Below are 5,619 nucleotides of genomic sequence, written 5' to 3'. Positions count from 1 at the left end.
CCGGGTTCGGGAAGCGGCCCGGGGAAACGGACCTGCCGTAAGGCAGACACCGCGCCCCGGGCCGACTTTCACCGACCCCCGCAACCGTTGATCATGGGATTCATCGACACCATGAGAGCCGAGGGCCACGCGGTCGAGTCGATCTGCCGGGTCCTGCGTGAGCAGGGCTGCCAGATCGCCGCGCGGACCTACCGAGCATGGAAACAGGCCGGACGTCTCGTCGCGGCCCGGACCGTCACCGATGCCCACGTCGTCGACGCGGTGCGCGACATCGCCTGGACCACCAAAATCGACACCGAGGGCGTGGTGGTGCGCAGGCTGTCTCCTGAGGGTCTCTACGGGCGTCGGAAGATGACCGCCTACCTGCGCCGCACCACGGCCCCCGACGCCTCGGCGGGCAGCGTGGACCGCGCGATGCGCACCCTGGGCCTGTCCGGGGTGCGTCGCGACAAGGGCGTGCGGACCACGATCCCGGCCAAGGACGGCACCCGGGCCGGGGATCTGCTCGATCGCGACTTCAGCGCCGCGGCACCCAACCGCACCTGGGTCACGGACTTCACGTATGTCAGGACGTGGGCGGGGTTCACCTACGTGGCCTTCATCGTCGACGTCTACGCCCAGCGGATCGTGGCTTGGCACGCCGCGACGACCAAGCAGACCGACCTGGTGATGATCCCGCTGCGCATGGCGCTGTGGCAGCGCGATCGCGAAGGACATCCCACCGAGCCCGGCGAGCTGATCCATCACTCGGACGCGGGGTCGCAGTACACGTCGGTGCGGCTGACCGAGCACCTGGCACTCGAGGAGATCCGGCCCTCGATCGGCTCGGTCGGCGATGCCTACGACAACGCCCTGATGGAGTCGATCAACGGGCTCTACAAGGCCGAGTGCATCCGCACCACCGTCTTCCATGACGGGCCCTACAAGACCATCGCCGACGTCGAGTACGCCACCGCCGGCTGGGTCGATTGGTACAACAACCGCAGGCTCCACTCGACCCTCGGCAACATCCCGCCCGTCGAGTACGAGCAAGCCCACTACGCTGCTCTCAACCGAGAACCGCACCCCGTATAGGAACGGCCGAGAACCTGGGGCGCTTCATGGTCATGCCGCTGGGCGGGGAGGAGGCGTTGTTGTACTCGACCATGGTGTCGGGGTCTTGGTGCCCCGGTAGCGGTAGCGCTCGATGGGGAACGCGTTGGCTCGGAACATGTCGATCCCTCCGGCACGGATGTGCCATCCGGGCAGGTAGCGCCGGACCAGGGTGTGCATGTTCAGCCCGAGGTGTCGTTTGCGGAGCCACCCGACCACCCGCCAGAAAGCGAAGTGATCGAGGTAGCCGAAGGTCCGCGAGGACACTCCGTGGCGGAAGTATGTGCACCAGCCTCGCAGCGTTGGGTTTAACCGGCGCAGCAGGTCTGCGAGTGTTCGATGTCTTGCACGGCGTGTCAGCGTCCGCACCTTGTCGATGATTGAAGTCAGCGACTTCTTCGACGGGTAGGTGTAGATCGCCTTCTTGCCGGTCCGGCTCCGCCAGTCGCGACGCTGGATGCGCCAGCCGAGGAAGTCGAACCCCTCGTCGATATGGCAGATCCTCGTCTTCTCAACTGACAGGCGCAGGCCTATCGGCGCGAGCACTGCTGTGACCTCGTCCCATAGCGCTTCGGCGTCGGCGCGTTGCCCGTGGATGAGGACCACGAAGTCGTCGGCGTAGCGGACGAGTTTCATGACCGCACCCCCTGCGCGTCGATGCTTCGCGCGCGTCCACTCTGGCCCGAGCGCTTCCCACTTGGCGGTGAAGTGCTCGTCCAGCACGGACAGGGCGATGTTGGCCAGCAGCGGTGAGAGGATTCCGCCTTGAGGTGTGCCGGTGATCGTCTCGCGGTTCAGACCGTCCTCGGTGAGGACACCAGCCCGTAAGAACGCCTTGACCCAGCCCAGGACCCGCTTGTCTCCAACACGTCGCCGCACCCGCTCCATGAGCGCGGTGTGGTCGATCTCGTCGAAGCACGCCTTGATGTCGGCCTCGAAGACCCACTCGTAGTTGCGGGTGGGTGATGCGAGGTAGTGAATCTCGGCGATCGCGTCCTGGGCGCGGCGACGAGGACGGAAGCCGTAGGAACACGGCTTGAAGTCCGCCTCGAAGATTGGCTCGAGCACCAGTTTCAACGCAGCCTGCACGACCCGGTCACGAGCAGTCGGGATCCCCAGCGACCGGACCTTGCCCGACGCCTTGGGGATCGTCTTCTGCCGCACCGGCAACGGCACGAACCCACCTGCCTTCAAGTCCTCGCGGACTCCGGCCAGCAGATCCATCGCCGCCCAGCCGACACCGCGCGGGGTGACCCCGTCGACGCCTGCTGTTCGTGCTCCCTTGTTCCCCCGAACCCGGTGCCACGCCACGACCAAGAAGGCCGGGTCGTAGACCAGGTTGGCGAGGTCATCGAAACGACGGTCGGGATTCTCCGTCGCCCATCGGTGCAGCTTCTTCTGCATCCGTAGTACCCGCCACTCGGCCTCCTCCCGCTCGGGGAAGACGACGCGCGACGGTTCGCCGGTATTCACCAGCGCACTCCCACGAACGCGTTGATGCCGCGAACACGCTGGGCCCCTTCGCCATGTGACCGGCTTTCCCGGCCTCGGACTACTACGGGCCCTCCGCCCCACCGCGACGACATCGGTCGGCGACGGACCTTCCCGCCGAACAGCAGGCTGCTGACCGGTGAGGGGATCGTCGCGGTGGTTCCCACGTTCACTGTCGAACCGTTCGACGGGGTCGGCGCCCAGCTATGCCCCTGCAGCATCGCCGCGGCTACGCCGCAGACATTCACCACGGCCTCCCGACTGGCGACATCACCCAGCCAAGGAGTTCCCCGCACCAGGACGCCAGAAGGCGCCTGATGCGGGTGCGCGCTGCTAACCGGCCCTGATCCACCAGGTTCGAGCCGGAGGCTCTCTTGAGGGGCGTTCAGCCGCTGGTTCCTCACGTACGCCTTCCCATCTTGCTAGCCGGACCCGCGCCATCTGGCAGTGCTGACGCGTCCCGTCGTTGTCAGGGCTGCTTCCACCCTCGCCCCCCTCCCGGAGGTTCGGGCTGCCCTCAGCTTCACCGCGCCGCTGCGACAGCACGACGGTGGTGGTCTCTCACCCCCACTCGGTTCAACAGCGCCTCGTGGCGCTCGATGTCGCCGACCCACAGCTGGTTCGTTCCTCAGCGGTGAAGGCGTGGCGGGTCACGCCGTGCTTGTCGGCGACCGCGCACAGGTCGTCGTGGACCGGCGGGCCGGGTTTGCCAGCCTTGCCCTTCTCGGGTTTGCCGAAGGCGCTCCACCAGCCGTTGTGTCGGCGGCCGCGAGAAACTGCCCGGAGACGGCCACGAGGCTGCCCGCTGGCGGACATGAGAACTGCCCGCTGGCGGTCATGGGATCTGCCCGACACGACGTCGTCTGCCTGACCGCCTTGCGCGGTTAAGGCCCCTTCCTCGGGTGCGATGAGCGGTGCTGAATCGCCCCATTGCCCCCGAGGAAGGGACACCGTGAAGTCTGCCGAGGAGATCATGAAAATCTTGGATGCCTACGACCTGACCGGGTCGTTGCGCGATGCCGGCGAGCTGGCCGGCTGCTCGCACCACACCGTGAAGCACTACGTCGAGCGCCGCGCTGCGGCCGGCGTGCTGGACAAGGCCGCTGCGCGCCCGCAGTTGATCGATGCCTACCTGGACAAGGTTGAGGAGTGGGTCGAGCGGTCCCTGGGCAAGGTCCGCGCTGACGTGGCCCACGAGAAGCTCGTGGCGTTGGGCTACACCGGTTCGGAGCGCACCACCCGCCGGGCGGTGGCGAAGGTCAAGACCGACTACCGCGCCGGTCGGGTGCGGGTGCACCGGCCGTGGGTCACCGAGCCGGGGATGTGGCTGCAGTACGACTACGGCGACGGCCCGGTCGTCGATGGTGTGAAGACGGTGCTGTTCGTGGCCTGGCTGGCCTGGTCGAGGTTCCGGGTCGTGCTCCCGCTGCGGGACAAGACGATGCCCAGCGTGTTCGCCGCGCTCGATGTCACCTTCCGACGACTCGGTGGGGTGCCGACCTACGTGCTGACCGACAACGAGAAGACCGTCACCGTCGAACACATCGCTGGGATCGCGGTCCGCAACCCGCAGCTGGTCGCGTTCGCCGAGCACTACTCGGTGGTGGTCCACACCTGCGCGCCGGCCGATCCGGCGTCCAAGGGCGGCACGGAGTCGTCGGTGAAGATCAGCAAGGCCGACATCGTGCCGAAGGACACCAACCTGCGCGAGGCCTACACCAGCTTCGCTGAGCTCGAGGCGGCGTGCGAGGCGTTCTGCGCCAAGGTCAACACCCGGGCGCATCGGGTCACTCGTCGGGCACCGGTCGAGATGCTCGCCGAGGAGCGGGCCCGGCCGCACCCGGTGACGGCGACACCGCACACGGTCGCGTTCGGCACCACCCGCATGGTGCCGGGCAACACGCCGATGGTGACGTTCGAGTCCGGGCAGTACTCGGTCCCGCACACCCTGCTCGGGGCCACGGTGTGGGTGCGCGCCCAGGGCGTCGGTGACGGCGAGCAGGTCGTGATCGTCCACGTCGGCGAGGCTGGCCCCCTCGAGGTCGCGCGCCACCGACGGGCCACTCCCGGCAGCCCGCAGCTGATCGATGAGCACTTCCCGGCTCAGCCTTCCGGGCCCCTGGATCGACGACCCCGCGCGAAGAACACCGCCGAATCAGAGTTCCTCGACCTAGGCGAGGGCGCGAGGTTGTGGCTGGTCGAGGCCGCCGCCGCGGGCACCACCAAGATGCGGGTCAAGATGGCCGAAGCACTCAGCCTGGCCAAGCTGTTCGACCCCGTCGAGGTCGACTGGGCGCTGGGACATGCCGCCGTGCACGGCCGGTTCGCCGAGGCCGACCTGTCCTCGATCCTCGACCACCACGCCCGAGCCCCGAAGACCGGCGAGCACCGGGCCAGCGAGACCTCCTCGCTCACCCAGGGCACCAGCGCGTGGGCCCGACTCGGCCAGCACGACGCCCACGATGCCCACGACGGCCACGGCGTGGATGGGGTGAGTCGATGACGACCACGACAGCAGCCGCGCCGCCGCTGCCCACCGAACTCGAGGACCTGCTGCGCAAGCTGCGGCTACCGCACATCCGCCGCCACGCCCCCGAGGTCGTCGCGACCGCAAAAGCGCAACGCTGGGAACCGGTCGAGGTGTTGAAGGCGCTGCTCGTCGAGGAGGTCGCCGGCCGGGAACGCTCCGCCCTGGCCACCCGCCGCGCCGCCGCGGGATTCCCGACCGGGAAGACCTTCGATGCCTGGCAGCCCGAGATCTCCTCGATCCCAGCACCGACCCAGCAGGCGCTACGAACCCTGGAATGGGTGCACCGCCGCGAGAACCTCGTGCTGTGCGGCCCATCGGGGACCGGGAAGTCGTTCCTGCTCGAGGCGCTGGGCCAGCAGGCCGTCGAGGCCGGGCTGAAGGTCGCCTGGTTCACCCTGGAAGACCTCGGGGTGCTACTGCGCCGCCACCGTGCCGACGACACCGTGTCCAAGGCCATCGCCCGCATCCTGCGAGCCGACCTCGTCATCGTCGACGACATCGGGCTA

General features: G+C 68.1%; 3 protein-coding genes and 1 pseudogene. 3 read left to right on the top strand and 1 reads right to left on the bottom strand.

The window, feature by feature from the left end:
• Positions 1–72 precede the first annotated feature (72 nt).
• Positions 73–1,074 (top strand): annotated as a pseudogene (locus tag ABKW28_RS22425) (IS3 family transposase); the annotation flags it as partial.
• 30 nt (positions 1,075–1,104) lie between these two features.
• Here the strand turns inward: ABKW28_RS22425 and ltrA are convergent.
• A complete protein-coding gene (gene ltrA, locus ABKW28_RS22420) occupies positions 1,105–2,565 on the bottom strand; it encodes a group II intron reverse transcriptase/maturase (protein WP_348613449.1) in 1,461 nt (486 codons plus the stop codon).
• A 970-nt stretch (positions 2,566–3,535) separates the two neighbouring features.
• Here ltrA and istA point away from each other — a divergent pair.
• Together istA and ABKW28_RS22410 are read left to right on the top strand one after the other, a co-directional pair.
• Positions 3,536–5,086 carry an IS21 family transposase gene (gene istA / locus ABKW28_RS22415; RefSeq protein WP_348613442.1) on the top strand — a complete coding sequence of 517 codons (1,551 nt, stop codon included), beginning with the start codon at positions 3,536–3,538 and terminating at the stop codon, positions 5,084–5,086.
• Positions 5,083–5,619 (top strand): ATP-binding protein (locus tag ABKW28_RS22410; protein WP_348613440.1); only part of this gene is annotated, 537 nt, incomplete at its 3' end. The genes istA and ABKW28_RS22410, both read left to right, overlap by 4 nt.

Origin of the sequence: Nocardioides sp. 31GB23 (assembly GCF_040012395.1) — a bacterium.
Taxonomy (GTDB): Bacteria; Actinomycetota; Actinomycetes; order Propionibacteriales; family Nocardioidaceae; genus Nocardioides; species Nocardioides salarius.
The sequence above is the reverse complement of the archived record's forward strand: the minus strand, read 5'-3'. Positions and strand labels throughout refer to the sequence as shown.